The 26,547-nt window shown below is 28.8% G+C and carries 25 protein-coding genes; 1 reads left to right on the forward strand and 24 read right to left on the reverse strand.

The window, feature by feature from the left end; translation table 11 throughout:
* Positions 1-148: 148 nt before the first annotated feature.
* From BN2409_RS01885 to BN2409_RS01900, 4 genes are all read right to left on the reverse strand, one after another.
* Positions 149-1,054, reverse strand: coding sequence for a transposase (locus BN2409_RS01885; RefSeq protein WP_053954973.1), 906 nt, complete (start codon positions 1,052-1,054; stop codon positions 149-151).
* A 36-nt stretch (positions 1,055-1,090) separates the two neighbouring features.
* Positions 1,091-1,939, reverse strand: a complete 849-nt coding sequence (locus BN2409_RS01890) for a MerR family transcriptional regulator (RefSeq protein ID WP_053954974.1) — start codon at positions 1,937-1,939, stop codon at positions 1,091-1,093.
* A 99-nt stretch (positions 1,940-2,038) separates the two neighbouring features.
* Positions 2,039-2,935, reverse strand: a complete 897-nt coding sequence (rocF, locus tag BN2409_RS01895) for an arginase (protein ID WP_053954975.1) — start codon at positions 2,933-2,935, stop codon at positions 2,039-2,041.
* A 209-nt stretch (positions 2,936-3,144) separates the two neighbouring features.
* On the reverse strand, positions 3,145-3,906 hold the full coding sequence (locus BN2409_RS01900; protein ID WP_053954976.1) for a DUF4367 domain-containing protein: 762 nt from the start codon (positions 3,904-3,906) through the stop codon (positions 3,145-3,147).
* Between the two features lie 349 nt (positions 3,907-4,255).
* Here BN2409_RS01900 and BN2409_RS01905 point away from each other — a divergent pair, with 349 nt between their 5' ends.
* On the forward strand, positions 4,256-5,482 hold the full coding sequence (locus tag BN2409_RS01905; protein ID WP_053954977.1) for an IS110 family RNA-guided transposase: 1,227 nt from the start codon (positions 4,256-4,258) through the stop codon (positions 5,480-5,482).
* 130 nt (positions 5,483-5,612) lie between these two features.
* Here BN2409_RS01905 and BN2409_RS01910 read toward each other — a convergent pair whose 3' ends face one another.
* From BN2409_RS01910 to BN2409_RS02005, 20 genes are all read right to left on the reverse strand, one after another.
* Positions 5,613-5,825 (reverse strand): hypothetical protein, encoded by a 213-nt coding sequence (locus tag BN2409_RS01910; RefSeq protein WP_053954978.1) that lies wholly within the window; start codon positions 5,823-5,825, stop codon positions 5,613-5,615.
* Entirely contained in the window at positions 5,822-6,379 is a 558-nt protein-coding gene (locus tag BN2409_RS01915) for a sigma-70 family RNA polymerase sigma factor (RefSeq protein WP_053954979.1), read from the reverse strand. The genes BN2409_RS01910 and BN2409_RS01915 overlap by 4 nt, the downstream gene beginning before the upstream one ends.
* Positions 6,380-6,752: 373 nt before the next feature.
* Complete coding sequence (locus BN2409_RS01920) at positions 6,753-7,115, reverse strand: response regulator (RefSeq protein WP_053954980.1); 363 nt, start codon at positions 7,113-7,115, stop codon at positions 6,753-6,755.
* Positions 7,116-7,127: 12 nt separating this feature from the next.
* Positions 7,128-9,098, reverse strand: coding sequence for a chemotaxis protein CheA (locus BN2409_RS01925; RefSeq protein ID WP_053954981.1), 1,971 nt, complete (start codon positions 9,096-9,098; stop codon positions 7,128-7,130).
* A 29-nt stretch (positions 9,099-9,127) separates the two neighbouring features.
* Positions 9,128-9,553, reverse strand: a complete 426-nt coding sequence (locus BN2409_RS01930; protein ID WP_053954982.1) for a chemotaxis protein CheW — start codon at positions 9,551-9,553, stop codon at positions 9,128-9,130.
* 18 nt (positions 9,554-9,571) lie between these two features.
* Complete coding sequence (locus BN2409_RS01935; RefSeq protein ID WP_053954983.1) at positions 9,572-11,860, reverse strand: methyl-accepting chemotaxis protein; 2,289 nt, start codon at positions 11,858-11,860, stop codon at positions 9,572-9,574.
* 334 nt (positions 11,861-12,194) lie between these two features.
* A complete protein-coding gene (locus BN2409_RS01940) occupies positions 12,195-13,952 on the reverse strand; it encodes a methyl-accepting chemotaxis protein (RefSeq protein WP_199872895.1) in 1,758 nt (585 codons plus the stop codon).
* A gap of 436 nt (positions 13,953-14,388) precedes the next feature.
* Entirely contained in the window at positions 14,389-15,795 is a 1,407-nt protein-coding gene (locus BN2409_RS01945) for a HAMP domain-containing sensor histidine kinase (RefSeq protein ID WP_053954985.1), read from the reverse strand.
* 5 nt (positions 15,796-15,800) lie between these two features.
* Positions 15,801-16,505, reverse strand: a complete 705-nt coding sequence (locus BN2409_RS01950; protein WP_053954986.1) for a response regulator transcription factor — start codon at positions 16,503-16,505, stop codon at positions 15,801-15,803.
* 134 nt (positions 16,506-16,639) lie between these two features.
* Positions 16,640-17,410, reverse strand: coding sequence for an ABC transporter permease (locus BN2409_RS01955; protein WP_053954987.1), 771 nt, complete (start codon positions 17,408-17,410; stop codon positions 16,640-16,642).
* Between the two features lie 2 nt (positions 17,411-17,412).
* On the reverse strand, positions 17,413-18,303 hold the full coding sequence (locus tag BN2409_RS01960; RefSeq protein ID WP_330375357.1) for an ABC transporter ATP-binding protein: 891 nt from the start codon (positions 18,301-18,303) through the stop codon (positions 17,413-17,415).
* A gap of 14 nt (positions 18,304-18,317) precedes the next feature.
* Positions 18,318-19,337: a hypothetical protein gene (locus tag BN2409_RS01965; protein ID WP_053954988.1), complete on the reverse strand. Its 1,020-nt coding sequence runs from the start codon at positions 19,335-19,337 to the stop codon at positions 18,318-18,320.
* Between the two features lie 13 nt (positions 19,338-19,350).
* Positions 19,351-20,148: a TraX family protein gene (locus BN2409_RS01970; protein WP_053954989.1), complete on the reverse strand. Its 798-nt coding sequence runs from the start codon at positions 20,146-20,148 to the stop codon at positions 19,351-19,353.
* Positions 20,149-20,411: 263 nt separating this feature from the next.
* Positions 20,412-21,230, reverse strand: coding sequence for a hypothetical protein (locus tag BN2409_RS01975; protein ID WP_053954990.1), 819 nt, complete (start codon positions 21,228-21,230; stop codon positions 20,412-20,414).
* Positions 21,199-21,771, reverse strand: a complete 573-nt coding sequence (locus BN2409_RS01980; protein ID WP_053954991.1) for an RNA polymerase sigma factor — start codon at positions 21,769-21,771, stop codon at positions 21,199-21,201. Before BN2409_RS01980 ends, BN2409_RS01975 begins: the two co-directional genes overlap by 32 nt.
* A 13-nt stretch (positions 21,772-21,784) precedes the next feature.
* The gene (locus BN2409_RS01985) at positions 21,785-22,057 is read right to left on the reverse strand and encodes a hypothetical protein (RefSeq protein WP_053954992.1); all 273 of its coding nucleotides are present in this window, start codon (positions 22,055-22,057) and stop codon (positions 21,785-21,787) included.
* Positions 22,058-22,066: 9 nt separating this feature from the next.
* The gene (locus BN2409_RS01990) at positions 22,067-22,732 is read right to left on the reverse strand and encodes an ABC transporter permease (RefSeq protein WP_053954993.1); all 666 of its coding nucleotides are present in this window, start codon (positions 22,730-22,732) and stop codon (positions 22,067-22,069) included.
* Between the two features lies 1 nt (position 22,733).
* The gene (locus BN2409_RS01995; RefSeq protein ID WP_053954994.1) at positions 22,734-23,594 is read right to left on the reverse strand and encodes an ABC transporter ATP-binding protein; all 861 of its coding nucleotides are present in this window, start codon (positions 23,592-23,594) and stop codon (positions 22,734-22,736) included.
* A gap of 14 nt (positions 23,595-23,608) precedes the next feature.
* Positions 23,609-25,690, reverse strand: a complete 2,082-nt coding sequence (locus tag BN2409_RS02000; protein WP_053954995.1) for an FtsX-like permease family protein — start codon at positions 25,688-25,690, stop codon at positions 23,609-23,611.
* Positions 25,674-26,426, reverse strand: a complete 753-nt coding sequence (locus BN2409_RS02005; RefSeq protein ID WP_053954996.1) for an ABC transporter ATP-binding protein — start codon at positions 26,424-26,426, stop codon at positions 25,674-25,676. Before BN2409_RS02005 ends, BN2409_RS02000 begins: the two co-directional genes overlap by 17 nt.
* Positions 26,427-26,547 lie beyond the last annotated feature (121 nt).

Below are 26,547 nucleotides of genomic sequence, written 5' to 3' on the forward strand. Positions count from 1 at the left end.
AATTTTATCACGAATTTAGGGACGGTTACAATCGTTTGTTATTTATTTTTTTACATTTCAAAAAAATAACTCCTAGCTTTATTCAAACTAGAAGTTATCTATAAATTTTCCCACAACAAAATACCCCTTTAGTGATACTTATTTACTTTTATGCGCTCTTCATCAATCCTTGTACAAAATTTTTTATTTCATCATTTCTTGTATACATATCTACTCCTATTAAAGATAAATTCGATACTCTTCCTGCAGTAATATTGCCTAGAATTTTACAAATCTCTTTTGCTGTCATATTACAAAAGCACATCATCATAAATGCACTTAATGCCCTCAATGAAGTACTTTTGCTACTATGCTTTAAATATATATATTCCCAGTCTATTTGTAGAAATTGAGCTACATCACTAATAATTTTATTAGGTGTATAATCTCTTATGATTATTTCTCTCTCACTTCTATACTCATAATCTTTTATTTCAAACTCTATATCTAATAGATCTTCTTCATGATTACATCGATCTACTAAATCCAAATATTGTTTCATATTCTTTTTATGATGCAATTGTAATATATTTTCTAAAAAACTTTTATCTAATATTTCATAGTCATTAGTACGTTTTACATATTCTCTTAAACTGGAAAATGGATACTCTTTAACATTACCTTTAAATAAAGGTAGATCCTTAGGATTATTGTGAATATAAGCAGATAACATAATTAAGTACTTTTCACTATCTATAATTTTGCTTTTAAATCGATCTTGAAAAACATGCCCATGTCTTTTATATTTAAAATTATAATATTGAGCATAACAAAAGTTTATACAATGCATAATTTTAGATATATCAGCACCATTTACATCTATCATAAGATGTCCATGATTGTCTAGTAGACAATAGGCATATATTTTAAACTGATATTTATTTTCATATTTTTTTATAAGAGAAAGATATTTTATTTTATCACTATTTTCTTTAAATAAATCAATTTCACTAATACTTCGAATCATTACATGATATATAGAATCTATACTTTTTATTCTAGCTACTCTTGGCATAAAAACCTACTCCCTCTCTTTATGATTAAAAGTAGTTTATGTATTTTCATCATTATTTATGTATTTTTGTAACCGTCCCTTAATTGGGATTTGTATTTCTGAAATGTATTCTTCTTCCGAGTCTGAAAAGTCATAGTCTACAATATTTTTTTCAATAGAATCCCCTATGATTTCATATCCGTTTTGTTCGATCCATTGGATAAGAACTTTATAGTACTCTTCTATTTTTGTGTAAGGTCCTAAAAATACAATACATGCATAATCGTTTTCTGGAATATATTCTAATTGTTCATAAAAAAAATCTTCTCCAGATAAAACTTCCACGAAATATCTAAATTTACTCACCTTTCCTTTTAATATATCTGTCTTAAATACAGAAGTATATACCTGTCCTTCAATGAGCCAAGAACTATTTTTCATATATCTTCCATTTATTTTCAGTGCTTGTTTTATCTGATCATGATTTTCCCCATTATATGTATCCAAAAAAATTCCTTTCCTTTCAGCTATTCTCTCTATTCTTATTTGATTAATATCCTCTCCAATACTATTAAAAAGTTCTATTTTGTTATGAATTTTCTTTTTTAAATTAATAAACTGATTTATTTTTTCATCAATTTCTTCTTCCTTGTCTTTTAATAATTTTAATAAATTGTCTATATTTTTATGATTCATATATTTTTTAATATCTTCTAAAGAAATATCTAATTGTTTCAAAAAAAGTATTCGACTCAACTTAAAAAAATTTCTAATGCTATAATATCTATATCCATTTTTTTGATCATAGTCTGGTTTTAAAAGACCAATTTTATCATAATACCGTAATGTATCTGTACTAATATTAAAAAGGCTTGATAATTCTCCAATTAAAAACTTATCTTTCATAATTATCACCTTCCTTCTATAATAATTTTATTGTACCATGATTTTAAAATTGACAAACAACAAAAGGCCATCTCATAGATGTCCTTTTGTTATTTATATTTATATATATTTAAATATCCAATCTATCAAATCTATTGTTAAATCAGCAGTTATATCATTTCTATCTAATAAAGTATTAAGTTCCACAATATCCATAGATTTTATAAGCTTCGTTTGAGCAAGCATTTTTAAAATAGTCTTTGTATTTTCAATATTGATCCCATTAGATACAGGAGTTCCTGTTCCTGGAACAAGTGGAGAGTCTATAAAATCTATGTCAAAGCTTACATGAATGGTATCAATATTTTTTTTCTGAATTTGTTTTATAATTTCATCGGTTACACTTTCTATCCCTCTTTTATGAATAATTTCAGATGAATAAACATTTAAGTTTCTTTCCTGTATGATGATCCTTTCTCCATCATCCAAATCCCTCGCTCCTACAATAAAAACATTGTCAGAAGGTATTTTGGGGCCTTTAAAATATAGATTTACTAAGTCTGGATGTCCTATTCCCATGGCATGAGAAAGGGGCATTCCATGTACATTACCGCTTTGGGTAGTCTCAATAGTGTTAATATCTCCATGGGCATCTATCCATATGACTGCAAAATTTTTATTTGCTCGACTTACACCTGAAATACTACCTAATCCTATAGAATGATCTCCCCCAATGACAAGTGGGAAACTGCCTCCCTTAATAGAACAATATACCATATGTGCAAGATTAGTATTTACACAAATAATAGAATCAAAATATTTCATTTTGGGATGAGAATAAAATTTATTATACTCTTTTGTATGAGGTATAATCATATTTCCCATATCATAAACTGTATGATTATGCTTACGAATCACTTGAATGATATTTTTTTCTCTTAATTTCTGAGGTGCATATTCAGGTCCTTTTTTATCAGAACCATAAAAAATGGGAACACCGATCAAGTTCACATCCATTAGAGATTCCTCCTTTTATTCTAATATTGTTATAATTCTCTCTATCTATACTAATCATTTGTATATTTTTTTAGTGTATTTAATTTTATTATAAAGGTTGGAGCAACTCTAATGTCAATATATTTTTTAATTTTTCTTTATTTTCTTATTATTCCAATTATTAAATTTAAAAATATAATAGCTCTCTTTTTTCAAAGAGAGCTGTCTTATTATTTCATAGATTCTGCAATTTTTATCAATTCATCTTTTGTAATTTCTCCTCTTCCTGATAGTCTATAAAGAACATTGTTCATTTCCCAATCTATATATCGATCATCAGATATTACCGCATCTACTCCATTCATTTTTACTTTTTCAATTTTTCCATCTGTTCCTGTTTCATATGCTGTCTCTTCATCAGCAAATCTTTGTTGCATAGAAATATATTTTCCTGTTTTTTTATTAGTGAAATACAAATCAATATATTTTTTACTTACATTACCTTTTTCATCTTTATAAAATTCACCTTTATCTAATTCATATCCTTTTGGTAGATAGGTAGGAAGAAGAACGTTAAAACAAGTATATTTATTAAACTCATTAGGATCTTTAATCACTAGATTGTATGATTCATCTTCTTGATTCATTTTCTCTTGTTGGGATGCAGTTATAATCTCCCCATTACCAATACCAACAATTTCTTCTCCATCAGCTGTATAGTATTTTTGATTTTTTTCTTTATTTAGCTCCTTGATCTCTTTTCCATCCTTATCAAAAATCTTTCCTTTTAGATCATCTGGCATAGGAAGTGTATCTGTTTGGGAGGACTCTGTTTGCGTAACTGTAATATGTCCTAAAGATACCTTTTGAACAATTTTTTCTACTAAATCTTGTGCAAATGATGATTGCATAATAGAAACTCCCATAATACATACCACTGCAAAAGATGCAACCAAAGTAGCAGGACGTCTAAATTTATTTGATTTTTTCATAATGATCTCTCCTCGTATAATATATTTAAATTTAAAAATTTTCATCTATCGACTTGGATATTGAGTCCTATTCCTAGATAATAGAAGTATGGAATAAGGATCTATCTGGATTAAGGCTGTTCTCTCCTGCAGCAAGACTGCATTTAAAGACTGTCTCCCAGCCAACAGGTGTACTGCAAACTCACAAGCTGTATCTCTTGCCTATCATACCGAATGTTAGTAGCTTCGGGCAGCTTATGATTGACAAGTATTGAATACTCATACGCGAGGTTGTTGCCATCCGGTTGGTAACTAGGGATAGGTTTCAGTATCCAAGCCGTTCCAAATTCATAGAAAGGAGGTCCTATCCATGAAATTATTTGTTGGTATTGATGTTAGTTCTGAAAAACTTGATACTTGTTTTCTCACCAGTGAAGATCAAATTTTACTAGAAGTTTCTCTACCCAATAATGTTGTTGGTGCTAGTAAAATCAAAGAACATATTAGCCATTTCACTGATCTAATTCGGTATGATCGTATTATAATCGGTATGGAAGCAACTTCTATTTACAGCTTTCATCCTTCAACTTTCCTATCAGAAGACTCTGAGCTTAAGTCTTTAGGAGTCGAAGTTGTTGTTATGAATCCTAAGGCTATACATCGGTTTAAAGGCCTATTTGAAGAAGATAAAACCGATAAAATAGATGCTTATCGTATTGCTGACTTTCTTCGCTTTGATCGTTTCAATACTTCCTTGATTAAAGAAGAACAATATATGGCTTTACAAAGATTAACTAGATCACGTTACCAGCTCATTGGTCAATTGACTGAAATGAAGCAACATTTTTTAGAAAATATTTATTACAAGTGTAATACCCTCACTAAAGAAATTGATACATCTGTCTTTGGTACAACCATGATGGACTTAGTAACCGACTCTATGACTCTTGAAGACATCGCCAATATGTCTTTAGAGGATTTGGCTGCTATTTTACAAGAAAAAGGCCGTGGTCGATTTAGCAATCCTGAAAAGCTTGCGAAATCACTTTCAAAAGCCATTAGAGACTCTTATCGACTAGGAAAAGTCATGCAGAATTCAGTCGATGTTATTTTGGCTTCATATGCTATGATGATTAAAACCATAAAAAAACAGATCAAAGAACTTGATAAAGCAATTCAGCAATTATTTGAAATTTTACCTGAATCCAAATCATTGCTTAGCATTCCAGGCATTGGACCTGTTTATGCTGCTGGCATAATAGCCGAAATTGGTCAAATTCAACGCTTCGAAAATGAATCCAAAATTGCCAAATATGCAGGTCTTTACTGGAAGCGAAAACAATCTGGTAATTTTGAATCTGAAAGAACTACAATGACTAAAACGGGAAATCATTACCTTCGCTATTACTTGATTGAAGCTGCCAATTCACTTATGCGTAATGAACCTGTTTATAGAGAATACTATCTCAAGAAATATCATGAAGTTCCTAAGCATCAACATAAAAGAGCTCTCGTCCTTACTGCAAGAAAATTTGTGCGCATGGTGGATGTGCTGCTACGCAATCACCAACTTTATGCACCAGAAAGGAGTGTATAATATCGAATAATCTTCGATGCGCAATCTTTTCGTTTTAATCCTAATTTACCTTAGGTTTATTAAGTGCTGACTTTTTTAGAAAATATTATTGTAAGTTTAATCAAAACCTATCTTTTTCTATCTTGACTTATTACCACAAGTCTTTATTTTTATTCATATTTTCTATAGTCTTATGAAATACAGCCTCTTTATTACTATTTTTACTAAAATCTTTATCTAATATCTTTCCTAATTCTAATAGGTCATTATATTCTTGTGATTGGAATGAATGGATCGTTTCTATCCCATTTAAATAATTATCTATATCTTGCGAGAATCTATCTTCAATACTTTTTTTATTCATACGGATTCCTCCCTCTTTATTTCTTTTTTTAGTTTTTTCATTGTACGATAAAGAATAATTCCCACATTATTTTCAGTAATATCCAATATATTTGCAATTTCTTTGTTTTTTAAATTCCCACCAAATTTTAATGCTACAATATTTCTCTCCCTTGGGCTTAATAGATTCAAAATCTTAAACAGCTCATCATTTGTCTCTTCTATTAATACCATCCTTTCTGGAGTCTTCTCCCCAGATATTAATTCTTTGATCCCATCTAGAGAAAAGAGTTTTCGTTTTTTTATGCTTCTAAAGTAGTCATTGATCACATTTTTAGCTATGGCAAACAACCATACCTCAAATGGAGATTCACTTTGAGAATATGTATTTATTTTAAGCATTACTTTTTCAAATACCTGACTTGTTAAATCTTCTGTTGTATGAGGGCAATGTACTCGATAATATATATAGTTATATACTCTTTTATAATAAGCTTCAAAAATATCAGCTAATTCTTTTTCTTTGTAAACATTCTTTTGGTCCTCTAAGCAGTGCACTACAGATACCTGCTGCATCTTTTATCAACCTCCTTTTCTGGCCTATTTCACTTAGCTAAGTAATTTCATATGTTAATACGTAAATTTTTTCATTTCATTACATCTATTTTAAATATTTTTTTATCTTATGAATAGATTTCAATTCAATTATGCTCTATACCTATTGAATATAGCCACTTGCTTTATTTAAAAATTTCTATTTTACTTTTTTATTATTATTTATTTTACTAGATATGCATTTCCTTCTTATTCATAAACTCTTTTATATTTTTTCAGTTCTAAATACAAAAAACTTCTAGCTTTACTTAAACTAGAAGTTCTTATATTTGGAAGACATATATCTTTGTAACTGTCCCCAGTATTTATATATCTTTGTAACTGTCCCCAGTATTTATTGATGCAATTGAACCTTAATAATTTCTTCTACCAATCTTTCTTTTTTATAAGGCTTTACAATATAGCTTTTCGCTCCTGCTTGTATAGCCTGCATCACAGACGTCTCTTGTCCTATTGCAGAACATACTATAATCTTTGCATCTGGATCAATCTTTTTAATTTCTTTTATAGCAGTTACCCCATCCATATTGGGCATAGTCACATCCATTAGTACTACACTAGGTTTTAATTGTTGGTATTTTTTTATAGCCTCTAATCCATCCTTTGCTTCTCCTACTACTTCTAAATGATTTTGCTTTAATATTTTTGCTATATCTGCTCTTACAAACAACGCATCATCTACAATTAAGATTCCCATATTACTCCTCCTCTATTGATTAAAATTTTTGCTTACAGAGGATATATCCATAATGTATGCAAGCGTACCATCTCCTAATATGCTTACACCAGAAATATCCTGAAGATTTCCTAATAATTGATTTTCTCCTACGAAATCACTGATAGACTTAATGACAATTTGTTGTTCTTTTACAATCCTATTGACTACAAACCCAAACTTTCTTTCTGCTACAGCTACGATAATAATGGATACTTTATGGGTAGGAATTTGATTTTCTATTTGAAAATATTTTTCGAGACATATAAGAGGAATGGCTTCTTCTCTCCAGTGAAAAATTTCTATTCCACCTACTTTGTGAATTCTTTCATCTGTATGAACATTTTTTACTCTCAAAATTTCTATAATGTTATAAACTGGAAGAGCAAAAGTATATTCTTGCTCTTTTATAATCAATGCTTGACTGATGGCTAATGTTAATGGAAGTTTAATAATAAAGCTAGTACCTTGTCCTTTATTTGTTTGAATATCAATCATTCCATGCAACTTTCTAATGTTTGACTTTACTACGTCTAATCCTACTCCTCTTCCAGATATGTCACTTACCTTCGCTGCCGTAGAAAAACCTGGCTCAAATATGTAATATAGTATCTCTTTATCAGATAAATTATTTAATTTATCTTCTGTAGCAAGTCCTTTCTCTAATACTTTTCTTTTTATTTTATTTACATCCAATCCACAACCATCATCAGATAAAGTAATGATTACGTATCTTTCTTCACTTTTAGCACTTAATTTTAGGTTTCCTGTTGCTTTTTTTCTTTGGTTGAATCTTTCTTCCTTTTCTTCAATTCCATGGTCAATCGCATTTCTTAAAAGATGGGTAATAGGATCTACTAGTTCTTCTATAATGCCTCTATCAATTTCTGTCTCACTACCCTCAATAATAAAATCAACCTCTTTATTGCATTTTAAGGATAAATCTCTTACCATCCTTGGAAAACGTTTGAAAATATTTTCTAAAGGAAGCATTCTAGTACCCATGACTGTCTCTTGTAGCTGCGTTCCAACTAAATTGATGTGAGATAAAGTATTGAGTAATTTATGGATATGTATATCATTTTTATAAGCTTTTTTTAAATGAAATGAAATTTGATTTAAATTTTCCTTATCTGTAATAAACTCTCCTACTAAATTTAATATTTTGTCTATCTTACTAATATCTACTCTTATAGTAGATTTTTCTTGACTTATATGATTTTCTGAAATTTTTTCAACTTGTTTTTCTTTGTTACATGCACTTTTTTGTACTTTTGTTATAAACACATTTTTCAATTGAGAAACAAATTGAATTTGCTCATAGATTTTTTCATCTTCTTCCTCTGTATCAAACATCATAACAAAAGTATCTCCAAAATCTTCATCAGCTACTTGAATAAAATCAGGAGGAATGGTTCTATGGATTGTTCCTATCTGAGACAATGAGTCATGAATTTGAAAAGCTTTGATACATTTCATCTCTACATCTTCATCAAATACAATCTCTATTTCATGAGTTCTTGGTAGTTCTTTGTCTGCATGATGTTCTTCTTTGCACTCTTTATCCATTTTATTTTGTTTTAAGATGTGATTGATTTGCTCTAAAATATCTTCTATATGAGTATTACAGCTCGTTCCTTCACAAATACTTGTATACATTTCTTTGAATAAATCTACTGCATAAAATGATACATTCATGATAGAAAGATCTATATGTATTTCTTTTTCTCTTATTTTAGAAAGCAAACTTTCAAGGGCATGAGCTAATGAAGACATTTTTTCAAATCCCATAATTGCAGATGACCCTTTGATAGAATGAACCATTCTAAAAATACAATGAATGGATTCTTCATTTTCCGGTCCATTTTCAAGATTCAATAATTCTTCTTCTATTTTTTCTATTTGTTCTTTCGTTTCTTCTAAAAATAAACAAAGATCCTCCATATCAAATCGATCTGTACTCATGCTCATTCTCCTTTATATCATCCATCCTCTTATACATGAAATATTTTTTCAATATCTATATAAAAAAGCATTCTTTTTTCTTTTTTTATTACCCCGGCAATATAATCATAATGAATATTCATTTCATCTAAAGAAGAGTTTATGCAAGATGGATCAAATTCTTCTACACAAGATACTCCATCTACTAACAATCCTACATTCTGCCCATTACTATTTATCACAATAATTCTGGATTTTTTAGTGATTTCATAACCATTTAGTCCTAATTTTCTCCTTATATTTACAACAGGCACTAATACGCCTCTTAAATTGATCATTCCCTCTATGTAGTATGGGGCCTTAGGAATTTTATGAATAGCTATGTCTTTTAATCTATTGATTTCCTTTACTTTTGATATGTCTATTGCATATTCTTCATCTTCTAAAACAAAAATTACAAATTGATTTTGATTCATTTCAAAATCCTCCCATATCTATATTTGGGATATTTTAAATTTTGATGTAATATTTGATAAGGTTACTGCCTGATCTTCAAGATTTTGAGCTGTTGCAGCCATTTCTTCGCTACTTGCAGATACCTCATTTGTCATATGGCTGATGCTTTCTGCTGTAGCTAAAAGTTCTTCACTTGCAGCTGATTGTTCTTCGGCTGCACTTGCTACTCCTTGAGATAGCTCACTTACTTTTTCTATAGATAAGATCACCTCATCAATTGCCGTTACTTGCTCTTCTACAGCAGCTGATACCTGAACAGAAAGATCATTCACCTTTTGTATAGCTTCCATAATAGATTGACTTGCTTGACTTTGCTCCTCTGTTGATAGTGCAATTTCATTAATTAGACCTGTGGTATTGTTAATAGATTCAAATATTTGATCTAATGAATTTCCAGTATTTTTTACTAAAGTGACACCATTTTCTACCTGCTTTGCACCATTATTTGTTTTATGAATAGCATCTTGAACTTCTTCTTGAATCTTTTTTACTAATTTTGTAATATCTTTTGTAGCTTCTCCGCTTTTTTCCGCTAAACTTCCTATGGCTCCTGCTACTACTGCAAATCCTTTTCCATGTTCTCCTGCTCTTGCTGCTTCAATAGATGCATTTAATGATAAAAGATTCGTTTGTTCTGCAATATCATCAATAACCTCTACAATATCTCCAATCTCAATAGCAGCTTTTCCCAACCCTGTGATGACATGTGTAATATTTTCCATTACTTTATTAATATTATCCATTTCCTTTATCGTATGATCTATAGCTTCTTTTCCTTGTGTCCCTACTTCTACTGTTTTTTCTGCTACTTTATTTGCATTTTGAGAATTACTTGCAATGAGTGCAATAGATGCATTCATTTGTCCCAATGCTCCTGTTACTTCTACAATTTCTTCTGCTGTCTCTTCTATATTTTTTGCTACATCACTTGCGGCTTTTCCTAATTCTTCTATAGAACTGTTGACCACATGAATATTGCCAGACATATCACTTACATTAGATGCCACATCTCCTATAGATCGACTCATCTCATTCATAGCTGTTGTTAATTCTTCTATAGAAGTAGCTTGATCCTGTGTTGAAGAAGCGATTTCCTCTGCCGCACTACTTGTCTCTTGTGAAGCATTTGTCAACTGACTGGTTACATCTAAAATTTTGATCATAGAATGTTTTTGTCCGTCTATCATTTGATTGAAGCTCTTTGCCAATACTCCAATTTCATCTTTAGATTTAACATGTGCATAAACTGTAAGATCTCCATTGGCTGCTTGCTCCATTAATTGCATTAAATGCTTGATTCCATCACTCATCTGCTTAGAAATGAAAAAAGCAAATACAGCACCTATTAAAATAGCCATGATAATGATCTTTAACGTACTATTTCTTATACCTATTACAGGTTTCATATACTCAGACACAGGTATGTTAATTGCCAAAGACCACTTTCCTACTGGTTCATATATATTTAATTTTTCTACTCCTTCATATTCATAAGTACCAAATCCAGATTCGCCACTGACCATCTTTTGTGCAATCTCTTTTAAGGAGCTACTTTCTGAATTTAAAAGGTTTTCCTGAAGAATCTTTTCTTTTTGTGGATGATATAAAACAACTCCTTCTTTGTCTATCAAATAAGCATATCCAGTTTCTCCTGCTTGTACTTCTTTGATTACATTTATTATATTAGAAAATGGAATTGTCATCCCTATAGCTCCAACAATATTTCCTCTACTACTTTTTAATGGCATACTATAGCTAATAATTTCCTCATTCGAATTTTTAGATACAATCACTTCACTCCAAAAACAATTTCCTTTCATTGCTTCTTTAAAATATTCTCTATCTGACAAATCTAATCCAATTTCTGCATTTTTACTAATATCTAATATAACTTTTCCATTGTTATCTATAATGCAAATACCATCTGATATATCTTCTATAGTTTTTCCAAAATCTTTCACTAAAATCTCTGCTTCTCTAGCTGTATTCTCACTTATCATTCCTTGTTCTAATTCATCTGCATATTGAACAATAGAAGGAATTCCTCTTAAAATACTTCCAATCTTTTCAACTTGCTCTGTCTGAAAATTTATTTTTTCCTTCGTTCCACGAAGCCTAGCATCCAAGGTACTTTTTGTTCCTTCATTGATTGCATACTTTGAATTATTATACGAATAATATCCTAGGGTTGAAAGAGGTAAAACAATAAGTATAAGTGCAAATATCATTAGTTTAGACATAATATTAAGCTGTTTTTTCCATTTCACTTTTACCCTCTCCTCATAATTTTTATATTTTTATTACTGTGCAACCAATTCTGTTCCTTCTAATAGTGTTAGCTACATACATTCTATTGTATTTTTTTATCATCTCCTATTTAGTAAAATAAACCTCCATTCTTTTAATTTTCTATAAATGCATCTTTAAAGGTTATTATACAATATTATACAATATTGAGACATTTCAGTCAATATTCTGCCTTTTTCTCCATTTCTCTAAATAAAACCCCTTAAATCTTATTTTTATTAAGGGGTTTCTAAACTTATAAAGTATTTATGCTCCATTTATTTTTTATTGTTTATACTATCTAGTTATATATAACTAATCTACTTTAAATTTATCTGTCCTCTCTTTTAATTTCAATGCAACATTCTTTAACTCTTCTGCACTTGCTCCAATTTCTTCAAATGCACTTGCTTGGTTTTCTATTACTGCATTAATCTGCTGTACAGCACTTGCATTATCTTGTGTAGAAGCTGATATTTCATCCATTGCTTTTGTCATCTCTTCAGCAGATTGTGATTGTTGATTGGCTGAAGAAGAAATTGTCTTCATTTTTCCATTAATATCTTTTATAGAATTTAATATATTTTGAAAATGTGTTTGTATGATATTTGATTTTTCAACGCTAACTCCTACTAATGCTTGTCCTTGTGAAATAGCTTGACTGGCATGATCTGCCTTGATTTGAATTTCATCTATTAATACAGTTATACTAGAAGCTGATTCTGTACTTTCTTCTGCTAATTTTCTAACCTCATCTGCTACTACTGCAAATCCTCTTCCATGTTCTCCTGCTCTTGCTGCTTCTATTGCTGCATTTAATGCAAGAAGATTTGTCTGCTGTGAAATGTTTGTTATCATTGAAACAATTTCTCCTATTTGATCTGATGAATCCTTCAGCTCACCTATTACTTTGTATACCTCTTTTGTTGCTTCATTAACTTTATGATTGGCATCTACTACCTCTTTAACATTGTTTGCTCCTTGATTTGCAAATTCTAAAGTATCATTACTCTTATCAAATGCATCCTTTGCCTGCCGTGAAACAACTTCTATACTGCTTGCTAACTCTTCAATACTAGCGGTTGTCTCCTCTACTACACTTGCATTATTCTGTGCCCCATCGGATACATTCGATATGCCTCCTGCTATTTGTTCTATTCCTTGATTTACTTGATCTATACTTAAAGCAATTTGACTAGATGATTCTGCTAGATGATCTGCATTATATTTTGCTTGTCCTACTAAATCTTGAATTTTATCTACAAATAGATTAAACCACTCCGTAAGCTCACCTATCTCATCTTTAGAATGAATATTTAATCTCTTGGTTAGATCTCCTTCTCCTTGTGCAATATTCTTGAGCATATCTATGGTTTTATGTATAGGTTTTTTAATTGTATTAGATATTACCATGCCAAGGAAAATCGCTAAAAACATACCTATGATGATCACTATGATTACAATTTTATTAGCTTTTTCATATTCCATTTTACCCTGGATATTTGCTTCATTTGCTACGTTTATATTGACATTGATAATTTTACTTAGCGTACTTTCTGCTTTTAGAAATAACTCTCTACTTTTCATGTAAGCTTCATACACTTGTTCATCATTTTTTTGTATCCTTACATCATTAAGAGGTACTCCTGATGCAATGAGTTCATCTTTTTGCCTAGATAAATCTATAATCAGCTTATCCTGTGTCTTCCACTTATTCCACTGTGGTACAAATTCTTCCCAAAGATCTTTTTCTTCTTTTGTCTGTGGAAGAGGCTCATAAGTTTTTCGAGCTTTTTCAGCCCTTTGAAAAGCTTTCTCAATATAAGTATATTGTGCTTGTCTTATCTCCTTGTCCATCATGTCTTTATTGATTAATCCTCTCTCTCCTACAACTACAGCTGTTTGAGCTTCATTCATAATTAATAAAGCTTCTACACTAGGAAGTCTCACATCTGCAATCTCATATTGATCTTGCATGATATTTTTCATTGAATAATACCCTGTCAATCCTATAACTCCTGTAAGCAAAGAAACAATTATAAATCCCATTAAAATTTTGGTTCTAATTTTCATTTGGCCCCTCCAATTCATTTTTTTCCCTCCATTGAAATATTTTATTTTCTATTCGACATTTTTCTTCTTTTTTCCTCTTTTTTCTTTTTCCGAAATATTTTTTAGAAAACCAACATTTAATTTATCTAAATAAAAACTTATCATTATTAAAATCATTTACATTTACACAAAAAAAATGATTCTATACAAGAATCATTGAGCTTGTAGACAAAGTCATAAAAAACGTCACTCATTTTCAAATTTGGAAAATATAAAGAAACGCTCGAAAATAGCATTACAAACTCGCTATGCTCAAACAGTGTAATGCTAATCATTTTCTTACTTATTCTATATTTTCACAAATTCTCAATAAATGTTCCTTATTTTTATGACTTTGCTAAACAATACTTTGCCAACAGTCTGAATGGTTCTATACAAGAATCATTTTTTTGATATACTACATTATAATTTGAAAAGTAGTTCCATACCCTATTTTACTTTGTACAGATAAATTGCCTCCATGAATCGTTATAATATCTTTTGCTATGGCCATTCCTAGTCCTGAACCTTCATGATCTTTGCTTGTATTTGTTCCTCTATAGTATCTAGTAAATATATGTTTGATATCTTCCTCTTTTATTCCTTTTCCATCATCTTCAATAAAGATCATCAGTTTATCTTTTCCTTTTTTTATTCTTACTGTAATATTTACCTTTCGATCATTATGGACAATAGCATTAGATATGATATTATGAATCACTCTTTTAAATAGAACAGGATCTATCCTTTTTTGTATTTCTTCTAAATCACTTATAAAATCTATATTTGTATCCCTGTTTTCAGATGTATTTAAAAAATCAATTACAATTTCTCTCAGAAAAGATACTAAATTGCAATCCTCAAGCCTAGGAGATATTTTTTTATTTTTTAATCTAGTACTTAAATTTAAATCATCTACCAATTCTTTAATATAGATGGCTTTTTTCTCTATAATCTGTGCATATTCTTTCACTTCTTCATTAGTAAAATCATATCCACTATCAAGAAGCTCTGCATACCCTCGAATAGATGACAGAGGTGTTTTAATATCATGAGAAATATTGGATAGCCATTCTTCTCTCATAAGATCCAATTCTTTTCTTTCCTGCTCGCTTTCTTCTAACAAATCACCCAAATGATTCATATTCGAATAAACTTCTTTATATAAACCCCTTTCTTCATAGTTTATTCTATAGTTCCCACTACCTAAATACTCAATACCTTGGATAATTTTTTTGACAGGCTCTGTAAGTTTACTGCTAAAATATAGTCCGAATAATAGTGCCAATAGAATATCTATTCCGATGATTAACATCAATCCATTTTTAAAAATAAAACCTGCATAATCTTTGTTATATATAAAAACTTGTTTATCTATCATTTCATAAGGAAACCCAATTAAATAACTATATCTATATCCATCTATAGACTTTTCTCCTACTAAAACAGTCGATGGTTTTGCATATTTATAATAGTGAATCAAATCCATAGGGTTATATTTTATAGGTACTGTTTTTTCCTTTTGATACTGATACACTTCTTTTCCATTTTCATCCAGTATCTGTATCCATGCATGATTTTTCATGAGAGATTTTTTTGCATCTTCTGTAATATCAATTTTTTCTTGATCTTTATAAATATTTCGTTGAAAGTTCCTAACATACCCTTCTGGCCTAAAATACACTCCATCCTTCATGGAATGAGATAGATCATCTGTATTTTTATGAGCGATTAAAAAAAATATGGCTGTAATATTCATAATTAAAACCAATACAACGATTAACACAATACTGATAACAAAGCTAAAGGTAAGCTTCCATTTCATAATGATCAATCCTTTATCAAAAGTTTGTATCCTAAACCTTTTACAGTTACCAAATACTCAGGTTTGGATGGATCTCTTTCAATCTTTTCTCTAATTTTTCTGATATGTACCATAATGGTATTGTCATATCCTATATAATCCTCTCCCCAAACTTCATTACATAATTTTTCTTTACTCATAATTTGATTTGGATAATTTGCTAGATATTGAAGAAGTTTAAATTCTTTAGGCTTTAACTCTATTTTGTCTTCTCCTTTAGAAAGTTCTGCTCTTTTAGGGTCCATTCTAAAAGGACCAAATTGTAAAATAGGATCATCTTTTTCCATTTGATAAGTACTTCTTCTTAGATGGGCTTTGACTCTATAAGCCAATTCTTTAGGACTAAATGGTTTTGTAATATAATCATCCCCTCCAATGGCAAAGCCTAATATCTTATCTAATTCTTCCGATTTAGCAGATATAAACAATATAGGCACTCTGGAAGTGTTTCGAATTTTTTTACATAATTCATACCCTTCTATGTCTGGAAGCATAATATCTAAAATCACAAGATCTGGTTGAATATTTTTAAAAAGCTCTAATCCTCCTTTTCCTGTTTTTTCTGTATACACATGTTTAAATCCCTCTTTTTTTAAAACTGTATGAATTAATTGTAAAAGCTCTTGTTCATCATCTATGACTAAAATCTTTTTATTTAATGTACCGTCCATAAGACACCTCTTCTCTAATTTTTAAATGTGAAAATGCCCTTTTGATCATAGATTAAAGGACATTCTGAAAAGCTTATTTTATTTATTCCTAATTTTTAAATTTTACCATACTTATTTTTGTTTATATATATTATTTAGTTTTTCCTTAGGAATGAATTATATGTCATTTTAGGAAAAATCATCATAATACCTATAAAAATTACAACAGAAATTACAATCATAGACATAGGTGTTTTATATCTTATGAGCTGACAACTCATCATTCCCCACAGGGGTGTAGCTCCTAAATATTTTCCTAACCCACTGTTTCTTACAAATCCCTCTAGTATATAAGGTAGACCCATAATGAGTCCTCCAAATACAAAAGGTATGGCAGATGAATTACTCATAGATGATAAAAACAATCCTATTTGTGCAAAGAAAAAAGAACCTAAAATAATAGTAAAAGTCATAATGAAAACCATTTGAATCATAGTTATATCTGATCCACTATTTTCAAAATACCAAAGACTTTTTAAAGATAAATTCAATCCTAAAAAATTAAATTTTGTAAAAGCAGATAAACACAATGTAAAAAATATTGAAAGATTTAAAATAGAAGCTCCTATACCCGATGCTATTGATTTGGCTGCTATTATTTGTTTCCTTCCGTTTTTTGTTGTTTTTATAAGTCCAGACATATTAGAATTATATTCTAATGTATATGCTCCTGAAAAAATCATAAACATAAGTATTCCCATAAATGGTACCAATCCATATGCTTTACTAAATAAATCTGCATATGTCTCCTCCATAGAAAATGCTCTTATAGAAATAAAACTTAAAAATAATATACTGATCCATACAATTAAAATTCTTTTTTTAAAAAGTATTTTTTTAAGCTCTAGTTTTATAAGTGATCCCATCACTACACCTCCCTTGTATTTTCTAGATCAAAATAAAACATATAAACATCTTCAAATCTTGGTTCTATCCCCTCTACATATGCATATCTAGGCATTTTATCACTTACTACTCTTAGTTCTACATAATCCGAACTACGTTGTATATTTACTACTTTATAAAGACTTTGTATTTCCATCACTTCATTTTCATTAGAAGTTTTTATACAATAAACTTTCCCTTCCATTCCTGAAAGAATTTCTCTATGGTTTCCTTTCATAAGCATAGCTCCATCTTTAATCATAATGGTTTCTTTTGCAATAGATTCTATATCTGAAATAATATGAGTAGACAATATAATGATCTTATCTTTAGAAATTTGAGAAAGAAGATTTCTAAATCTTGCTCTTTCTTGAGGATCTAATCCTGCTGTTGGTTCATCTAAAACTAATATTTTAGGATCATTTAATAAAGCTTGTGCAATCCCTACTCTTCTTTTCATCCCTCCTGAAAATTTATCTACTGCTTTATTTCTCACTTCATATAATCCTACAAGCTCTAACAACTCTTTTATTTTGTTTTTAGATTCTTGTTTACCCATTCCCTTTAAAGCTGCTACATATTGTAAAAACTGTTGAGCTGAAAAATTTTTATACACACCAAATTCTTGAGGCAGATATCCCAAAATATCTCTATACTCTTCATTTAAATTTTTTATATTTTTTCCATTGTATATAATTTCTCCTTCTGATGGATGGATTAAAGTTGTAATTTGTTTCATAAAAGTAGTCTTACCTGCTCCATTCGGTCCTAAAAGTCCATACAAACCATTTTCAAGGGTTACTGTAATATGATCATTTGCATTTTTATTTCCGTAAGTTTTTGTTAAATTTTTTATTTCAAGTGTATTCATCATCATTTTCCCTCCTATTATTTTGTTAAAACTTTTTTAAATGTAAATATACAGCTGCCTATTCCAATCCCTAGCATAGATACTAAAAATATATTACACATATAAACAATCTCTACATTGATTCCTAAAATGTGAACATGTCCCAGATACATTCCTACAAATTGTTCCATATGAAACATAATATCTATATAATTGCTTGTGCTCATAATCATCACCAATGAATAGGGTAAAAATTTCATTACAGTAACTACTTTTCCAGCTCCTATAAATAGTACACTTCCACTGATGGCTGCCAAAGAAGTAGTAGTTGCAAAGGAAAAAAAACTTGCAAATACTGAAATTGTAGTAAAAATTAAAATCATTACACCCATCTTTAAAATCAAATACTCATAGATGGTATAGGGTTCTTTGAGTAACCCTGCAAAATCAATAATTCTAAATGCTTGCAATTGTCCATGAACAGGTGGTCCATATTGAAAAATAGTAATTATAAAAGTAACGCTTATATAAGCTATATATAAAATAATTGGTAAAAATATAGACATTTCTAATTTTGAATATAAAACCTTAAACTTATTTTTTGATGAAAGAATAATGTCATTCATCCCTGAAACCCTTTCATCCGTATAGATGTTTGAAAATATTAAAACCAAAATAATCATCATCACACTATTTATGAAAGGATGCGTGATTCTATGATTAAATACCTTAAAAAAACTTACATCTTGATACTTTGTATTTTCTATAGCTTTTAACTTCTTCTTTGATATGATTTTTAGATTTTGAGAAAAATCATCATCTCCATTGTAGCTAGCCATTTCCTTTATCTGATTCATCTTTTGATCTAACTTCTCTTGTGCAATGATCTCTTTCGATCTAGTATCTTTTATAAGTTCATACTTTTCATTTCTATATATATTTTCTGTTTCTAAGACAGGCTTTAAAAAAACCGATACTCCACAAAGAAATACAAATAATCCTAAAGAGATCCATCCTATTTTAGATTTAAAAAGCTTTTTTATTTCCCAAAAGATCATGACCCAACCTCCTCTACCTTTTCATCATATACACGGATATCAAATAGAACACATAAATATGAGCTGGATAAAATGTGTAAAATAAATATTTCATTCCTTTTCCCTTTTGACTGTTATACAAGTAGAAAAGAGGAGCTGAAAAAACCATCATCCATTGATAATTATTAAAAAATAATCCTTTTATACTCATATCCCCTGTAAACATAAGAAGTATAGATAAAATAGAATAAACAATCACAAGTTTTTTTCTATCTTCTCTTAATAGATACATGACAATACCCAATAGAACAAATACAGGTCCACCTTCTACTATCATAGGTGTTGGGATCATAAATATAAGATGCATCATTCCTGGTACAGTGATATTCATAAACATGATCATTCCTAAAGCTATAGGTAATATAAATAACCCTACCCCTTTGATTATATTTGCCATACTCTTTTCTTTTATAGCTTTTGTCAAGTACTCTACCATAGATAAATAAATAATAATCATCAATAGAGTTGAAAAAATATTATTCATTAAACCAAAAGAATCAGTTCTAGGAAAATATTTAGAAAAAAATAAGTTTCCAAAACTCATGACTAATGATCCTATATAAAGTCTTAACATATATTTTTTTCTATTCTTTGTGCGAACAAATCCTTCTACTGTCATAAATATAAAAATAGGTGCAACAATTCTTCCAACCCAATTAAATGCTACAGGTATATCCCCTCTAAAATTAAAAAATTCATGTATATGATCAAATATCATAAGAATGAGTCCTATCATCTTTAATTGAAATCCTGTAAATCCTTTATCCTTCATAATTTTCCTCCTCTTGATTGATATATTCTCATTATAAAGGACACATCTTAACTCATTATCATCTTAACCTTAAATAAACCTTAAACCTGAGGGACGGTTATCATCTTTTCACTGTCATTCTAAAAATACTTAAAATAAAAAAATAACTCCTTATTTATAAAAAATAGAAGTTATTCTTAACTTTAATCACATTCCTATGTTTTGAATTGTGTTTGTCACATCTGTTTTACTTCTCTGTTCAAAAATTATTTTCCTTTGACTTCCTATCTATAAATTCGTCTGATGTTGTTTAGTACCAATGTAAATATTATACATGAAATCATGATTAAAATTAGGTTTATATTTAACCATGATAGACCATTATATCCAGTAAAATGAAATCTATGATACATACCAATATATCCAATCCATGTGCTTATATTTGCTACTATGCTCATAATCATACCTTTTCTATAAAAAAAGTAAAGAGATACACAATATGTAACAATAAGAGGCGAAAGCCAATTTACAATTAAAATTGACCATAAATTTGTATCCTTTATCATAGAATTTGCCCATGCTAGTATACAAGCAAATAAAATATTGTATCCAATAATTATTATAGTTCTGGCTATTGTAATTTCATATATTGAATATCTACACACAGCTTCTATTTCATTTGTATTATAATAAATCCCTCTATAAAAATAGCAAATACTATATACTGTAACAATCGGTGCTAATAATAAAAGATAATTTGTTTGTTCCTTCACAATTAATAAAAATCCTAAAAGCATTATAAAAATAGAAACAAGCCAAAAATTTTTATCAAGAAGTGATATTTGATGCCTTATATGAAATAACAATTCAGTCATAGATTGAAATATATTTACTTTTTCATTATTATTTTCATTTGCTAGATCATTATCTTCTTCAAAGTCAATATTTTTCATTATGTTATCAAAAAGCTCTTCAGGAGGCTCTATGTTTTTTTGATTTTCAAACAATGCTTCAATTTTTTCAATATCCTCTAAACAAATTTCATTTTTTATGTCAAAGCATTCTATTTCATCAAAAATTTCTTTTGTTCTTTTTTGCCTCATCTACTTCACCTCCTGTTTCTAACTTATTCTTTATATGTTTAATCCCTTGATATAATCTACTTTTTACTGTATTGATATTACTTCCTGTAATTTGTGCAATATCTTCAATAGATAATTCATTACAAAATCGAAGTTTTATTACTTCCTTTTGTCCTTGGTTTAAACCTTCTATAAAATCATTGATATTATTATGAAAAAGAGCATGATCAATAGTATTTTTTTTCTCTTTTATTTTTGTATCTATAGGAACAACTTTCTGCTGCTTTTTATATTGACTTGACCTTGTATAATCAATGATACAATGATATGCAATTTTATAAAGCCATGGCTTAAAAGGATACTCAGAAGAATAAGTATCTCTTCTTTTATAAACCTTGCAGAAAACTTCTTGGCATAAATCTTGAGATGTATAATAATCATTTAACTTTATATATATGTATCTAAAAATATCTTTATAGTAACGCTTTACAATCAGTTCTACTGCTTCTTTTCTTCCATTTTGAACTTGTTTGAATAAATCTTCATCACTTACAACATCCATTCCCCCACCTCTTTTATTCCATTCTTTTATAAATATATAATCCTAAAAAATATATACATATAGTTTGAAAAATCATATTTAGTATTGTTATTTTTATATCATGGACAATTAAGCCGTATATATATTGCTGATAGGCATAATATGTCCCAATAATAATATGTTTTAAATATTCTCCTCCAAAATATAAGATATTGCTTTGAACAATCAATATAATACTCATCATATAAGAAGTAAGGCTATCTTTTGTAACCGTTGAAATAAAATGAAATACTACAATTGCAGACATACATATCAGTCATCCAAAAATAACTTTAAGGATTAAAAATTCCTTTATACTTCTTTCTATTGGAGCAAAACTATATCCCCTTAAAGATTGAATTTGCCCTGATAAATCTGAAAATCCCATTAAAAATCCACTTAATATATATGAAAATAATATATTTACAACAAAAATGATAGTAACTGCTAATGATAACCCCAAAAATTTAGAAAAATATAATTCTCCTCGACTTGCCTTAGATGAAAATTGAAAAGCTGTAATATTTTTTGATTTTTCATAACATACACTATTACAGCAAAATAAAAGAATTAAAAATAAGAATTCCTCATAATTAAAAATACTTTTACTCAACCCTTGAGAAAAATCTTTTTTAAGCGGGGATACTTTATGTGTTGTATAAAATTCTAAATAATGTTTTCTATTTTCAATCTCTCTTTTTAACTCTTTTATATGATCTTTTAAATAATGATGAGAAGTAGGATCTGTTAAAAATTCTTTACTTGCTTCAATTTCTTTTACATATTCCTTTTTATATCCCTCATAAAAGAACTCATATTGAGAAAAATAACTATATTCATAAACAATATGAAATAAAGAAAGAAATAATATTCCTAAAAATGCTATCTTAAAACCTAATGATTTGATAATTTTATAAAATTCAGCTTGAAATAAAATCAACATATTATACCCCTTGATAATAATAAACATAAGCATCTTCTAAGTTAGGCTTGACAGATATTGCATTTACCTCTGGTTTTTCTCCCACTATCCTAATTATCATTTTTTCTTTTTTATTTATGCTACCACTTACCAAATATTTTTCTTTTAATTTTTTTACTTCATTAAAATCCGTTAAAATTTCATATACCCTTCCATTTAATTCTTCTAATGCTTCCTGTGGTGTTATATATGTAATCAATTCTCCATTTTTCATAAACAATATATCTGAAGCAACTGCTTCTACATCAGAAATAATATGTGTAGATAAAATAATAATTTTTTCCTCACTTATTTCAATTAAAAAATCTCTAAATTTTATTCTTTCCTCTATATCTAATCCTACAGTAGGTTCATCTAATATAAGGATCTTAGGATCATTTAAAAAAGCTTGTGCAATCCCTAGTCTCTGTTTCATTCCACCTGAAAGATTTTTAAGTTTTTCTTTTTTCATATCCTCTAGTGAAACCATCTCTAATAATTCTTGTATTCTATCCTTTGATACATGTTCTTTTATTCCTTTTAAAGCTGCAAAATACTTTAAAAATTTTTCTACAGTAAGATGGGGGTATACCCCAAAATCTTGAGGTAAATACCCAATGATACTTCGATAATCCTTTCCCATTTTGAATATATCTTTTCCATTTAAATAAACATTTCCACTTGTTGGATTCATAACTGTAGCTATTATCTTTAAAAGAGTTGTTTTTCCTGCACCGTTTGGGGCTAAAACTGCTGTAATGCCTTCTCTTAATGAAATAGACAAATCATTTAATGCAGTTTTTTTATCATATATTTTTGTTAAATTTTTTATTTCTAATTCCAATCAATCACTTCCCCTTATACATTTTCAAAGTTTGTACATTCTTTAATTGCTGCTTTTCTGACAAAAAAGAATATAAACACTTGAATAGTCCACATAAACAATGTTATAAAACCTACTGCTTTTAATACTTCATTTGGAAAATAAACATCCATCACCTTTAACATTTCTCCTAATAAAAGAATTGTTAAAATACTTCCTAATAGAGTAGGAACAAAATATATAATAGCAGCTTGTTTTGTTACTACAAATCTGATATCCCTTAATTTATATCCTAAGAAAGTAAGATTCTTATATAGAATTTTATCCTGCCACATTGTATTTAAAATTTTAATTCCTACCACCATTACAGCTGAAGAAAATGCAACGATTGATATAAATACCATCAACAATAAATAAATTGCATAGTCTTGAATACTATTATAATAAGCATGATATCTAGTATATGGACTAAAGACCCACCTTTTATTTGCGTATAATTCACTTCCTTTATAATCCTTCATATCATAATGATCATATCCTCCATAACCATTTTCTAATACTCTATCAAATATAGGTGCATCCTTAAAATTACTACACCACTGATAACCACTTTTTTTAGCAACTAACTCATATAAATCTTTACTGAATTTTTCTGTTTTTGTCCAATCATCTGCATTGAACATATATGTTTTTACTACAAATTCATCCTTTTGATTTTCTCTTAAACGATTATAATCATTACTATCTAATACATTTACTTTTCCATTGTGGAATGAATCGTGATTTAATACTCCTCCTATATACACCTTTCCATTATCTACAATAGTCATTTCTTCTCTAGTTGTAGAGTCTAATAATATTCTTTCTATATTTTTCTTATTTTTTTTATCTTTTCTTATGTAAGAAGGATCTACTGAAATAAGTGTAACAAAAGTTCCTGGTTCTAAATCAAAATCTTTTTTTCCTGTAATTTTTCTAACAAACTCTTCTGAAATAAAAGGATTTGAATTCCACTCATTATATTCTGCTATATTATAGCCTAACATAATCTCATTCATTTCTACCAAATCTTTTACTTTTATATCATGTTCCTTTGCTAAGCTTAAAATATCCTCAATCTTTAAATCTCCTTGCTGAAATCCAATAATTACAGCTACGTCAAAAGGATCTATTTTTTCATATTTATTTAATCCATCAATCATACCTATGGCATTAAACCCTAATGCAAAAATAGATATACTCATCAAAATAGTACTTACAAATAATGCTAATGTATATTGCTTTCCCTTTTGCTTGATTAAATTAAAAAATACTATATTTTTATAATAATATTTCTTATTTATATTTTTGATAAAAGTTCCAATAGAAGTAATTTGAATAATAAATAGATATAATCCAATCAATGATAACCCTAAGAAAATAATATGTATTTTCCCTAAGAATCCCTCACTTATTGAAAAAACTCTAAATAAAAATAATCCTACAGGAATCAAAATAAAACCTATTACCCCTAATATATAATGATCTCCTTTTAAATCTTCCACTTCTTCTGTTGATTTTAGTATTTTTATAATATCTGCATTTTTTATATACCTTATTGTTTTAATATGAATAATCATCATTGCAACCATAGAAAATATAAAAGCTATGATTAGCCCTAAAAATCCAATGCTATAATTTGTTTCAGCTGTTGATAAAAACATTGTTATAAAAGACCAACAAAAAAAACTTATTGGAATAGAAAAAAGTAGTCCAGCAAAGGTAGCTAATGGAACAATAAATCTTAACTCCTTCATCACCATCTTTTGAACATTCTTTCTTCTAATTCCTAAAGACATAAATACTCCTATTTCCTTGGATTTATGCTTTAGAAATAGTCCATGGGCATATATGATAAAAATTAAACTTCCAATCATATTCAATCCATACGTTCCTAGTGAAATCATTTGGGTAGAACCGCCATCCATTAATATATCATCAACAGTAGGACTAAACTGAATAATCCCATAAGCAGCAATCATAGACACTGCAAATATAATAGACCCTATCAGTATCAAATACTGTTTTATATTGTTTTTTACAAGTTTTTTTGTAATTTGATTAAGCCTCATATCCATCACCATTAATCTCCTTCATAAAGGTCAATATTTCATTTAAAAATTCTCGTGGAGCCCCTTCTCTTACAAGCTCTTTTATGATTTGACCATCCTTTAGAGCTACTACTCTGTCTGAATAAGATGCAGAAAAAGCATCATGAGTAACCATAAAAACTGTGGCCTCTAAATTTTTTTTTGCATCCATAAAGGCTTCAATCACAGCCGTACTTGATTTAGAATCTAAATTTCCTGTTGGTTCATCTGCTAAAAGAATATATGGTTTATTAGATAAAGCTCTTGCTATGGCAACTCTTTGTTTTTGCCCTCCTGATATTTCACTTGGATACTTATCTTTTATTTCGTCTATTCCAAAAGAACTTAATAACTGTCTTGATTCTTGCTCCATTTTTCTCATATTCTTACCAGCAATAATTTGTGGTAAAAAAATATTTTCTAAGACTGTCAATCCATTCATTAACATAAAATCTTGAAATACAAATCCTAACTTACTTTGTCTTATATCAGAAAGTTTTCTTTCATTTATATTTAAAATATTTTCCCCATCTAATAAAATTTCTCCTGAATCTCCCTTTATAAATCCTGATATACAATTAAGAAGTGTAGTTTTGCCACTTCCTGATGGTCCCATTACAGAAACAAATTCTCCCTTATGGATTCTTAATGATATACCATTTAAAGCTACATATCTTCCATGTTTTGATGTGTATACTTTTGTTAGATTATTAATTTTTAACATAAAAAAATCCTCCTCCTATTTTCATCATCTACTATCTATTACGGAACAAGATAGCTGAAAAGTTTTAAAGGATAAGGAATTTTTTTGTAAACCTATAAACACTGGGTCATTATTTTTTATT

The organism is Inediibacterium massiliense (assembly GCF_001282725.1).
Classification (GTDB): Bacteria; Bacillota; Clostridia; order Peptostreptococcales; family Thermotaleaceae; genus Anaerophilus; species Anaerophilus massiliensis.

What these genes read in the sequence shown, in the direction of transcription:
- BN2409_RS01885 (WP_053954973.1), bottom strand. Translation starts at nt 1,054, where the DNA reads ATGCCAAGAGTAGCTAGAATAAAAAGTATAGATTCTATATATCATGTA.
- BN2409_RS01890 (WP_053954974.1), bottom strand. Translation starts at nt 1,939, where the DNA reads ATGAAAGATAAGTTTTTAATTGGAGAATTATCAAGCCTTTTTAATATT.
- rocF (WP_053954975.1), bottom strand. Translation starts at nt 2,935, where the DNA reads ATGGATGTGAACTTGATCGGTGTTCCCATTTTTTATGGTTCTGATAAA.
- BN2409_RS01900 (WP_053954976.1), bottom strand. Translation starts at nt 3,906, where the DNA reads ATGAAAAAATCAAATAAATTTAGACGTCCTGCTACTTTGGTTGCATCT.
- BN2409_RS01905 (WP_053954977.1), top strand. Translation starts at nt 4,256, where the DNA reads ATGAAATTATTTGTTGGTATTGATGTTAGTTCTGAAAAACTTGATACT.
- BN2409_RS01910 (WP_053954978.1), bottom strand. Translation starts at nt 5,825, where the DNA reads ATGAATAAAAAAAGTATTGAAGATAGATTCTCGCAAGATATAGATAAT.
- BN2409_RS01915 (WP_053954979.1), bottom strand. Translation starts at nt 6,379, where the DNA reads ATGCAGCAGGTATCTGTAGTGCACTGCTTAGAGGACCAAAAGAATGTT.
- BN2409_RS01920 (WP_053954980.1), bottom strand. Translation starts at nt 7,115, where the DNA reads ATGGGAATCTTAATTGTAGATGATGCGTTGTTTGTAAGAGCAGATATA.
- BN2409_RS01925 (WP_053954981.1), bottom strand. Translation starts at nt 9,098, where the DNA reads ATGAGTACAGATCGATTTGATATGGAGGATCTTTGTTTATTTTTAGAA.
- BN2409_RS01930 (WP_053954982.1), bottom strand. Translation starts at nt 9,553, where the DNA reads ATGAATCAAAATCAATTTGTAATTTTTGTTTTAGAAGATGAAGAATAT.
- BN2409_RS01940 (WP_199872895.1), bottom strand. Translation starts at nt 13,952, where the DNA reads ATGAAAATTAGAACCAAAATTTTAATGGGATTTATAATTGTTTCTTTG.
- BN2409_RS01945 (WP_053954985.1), bottom strand. Translation starts at nt 15,795, where the DNA reads ATGAAATGGAAGCTTACCTTTAGCTTTGTTATCAGTATTGTGTTAATC.
- BN2409_RS01950 (WP_053954986.1), bottom strand. Translation starts at nt 16,505, where the DNA reads ATGGACGGTACATTAAATAAAAAGATTTTAGTCATAGATGATGAACAA.
- BN2409_RS01955 (WP_053954987.1), bottom strand. Translation starts at nt 17,410, where the DNA reads ATGGGATCACTTATAAAACTAGAGCTTAAAAAAATACTTTTTAAAAAA.
- BN2409_RS01960 (WP_330375357.1), bottom strand. Translation starts at nt 18,303, where the DNA reads ATGATGAATACACTTGAAATAAAAAATTTAACAAAAACTTACGGAAAT.
- BN2409_RS01965 (WP_053954988.1), bottom strand. Translation starts at nt 19,337, where the DNA reads ATGATCTTTTGGGAAATAAAAAAGCTTTTTAAATCTAAAATAGGATGG.
- BN2409_RS01970 (WP_053954989.1), bottom strand. Translation starts at nt 20,148, where the DNA reads ATGAAGGATAAAGGATTTACAGGATTTCAATTAAAGATGATAGGACTC.
- BN2409_RS01975 (WP_053954990.1), bottom strand. Translation starts at nt 21,230, where the DNA reads ATGAGGCAAAAAAGAACAAAAGAAATTTTTGATGAAATAGAATGCTTT.
- BN2409_RS01980 (WP_053954991.1), bottom strand. Translation starts at nt 21,771, where the DNA reads ATGGATGTTGTAAGTGATGAAGATTTATTCAAACAAGTTCAAAATGGA.
- BN2409_RS01985 (WP_053954992.1), bottom strand. Translation starts at nt 22,057, where the DNA reads ATGTCTGCAATTGTAGTATTTCATTTTATTTCAACGGTTACAAAAGAT.
- BN2409_RS01990 (WP_053954993.1), bottom strand. Translation starts at nt 22,732, where the DNA reads ATGTTGATTTTATTTCAAGCTGAATTTTATAAAATTATCAAATCATTA.
- BN2409_RS02000 (WP_053954995.1), bottom strand. Translation starts at nt 25,690, where the DNA reads ATGGATATGAGGCTTAATCAAATTACAAAAAAACTTGTAAAAAACAAT.
- BN2409_RS02005 (WP_053954996.1), bottom strand. Translation starts at nt 26,426, where the DNA reads ATGTTAAAAATTAATAATCTAACAAAAGTATACACATCAAAACATGGA.